1 protein-coding gene is annotated in these 512 nt (G+C 74.0%); it reads left to right on the top strand.

Annotation, left to right across the window (positions count from 1 at the left end):
* Window positions 1-512: GAF domain-containing protein (locus CCL05_RS43695; protein WP_341868305.1), on the top strand; the 512-nt coding region annotated here is incomplete at both ends.

The raw sequence follows: 512 nt of genomic DNA, 5'->3' as shown, positions 1-512 counted from the left end.
GCAGCGTGGATCCCGGGCGGGACAGCGCCCCGATCAGCGACGGCGGCCCGGTGCACCAGCGCTGGACGTCCTCACCGCTGTACCGGCCGGTCTCGGGCCTCGCCGGGGAACTGCACAGCATCGCCGAGGACGCCGGGTTCGTCACGGCGGTCACCGACGAGTCCGGCACCATCCTGTGGACCTGCGGAGGCCCGACCATGCGCCGCCGGGCCGAGCGCGTCAACTTCGCGCCGGGTGGCCGGTGGGACGAGCAGGCCATGGGCACCAACGCCCTGTCCCTCGCCCTGCGCACCGGCCGTCCCAGCTCCGTCTTCTCGGCCGAGCACCTGGTGTCGGCCCTGCACGGCTGGGTCTGCTACTGCGCGCCGGTGCACGGCCCGGACGGGCGCGTCCTCGGCGTACTGGACCTGTCGACCACCTGGGACCGCTCGCATCCCCTGGCCATGTCCACCGTACGCACGCTGGTGTCCACCATCGAGGCCCGCCTCACCACGGAACGGCCCCGCCCGGGA

This window comes from Streptomyces africanus (assembly GCF_002150735.1).
GTDB lineage: Bacteria > Actinomycetota > Actinomycetes > Streptomycetales > Streptomycetaceae > Streptomyces > Streptomyces africanus.
This window is presented reverse-complemented; position numbering and strand designations above follow the sequence as displayed.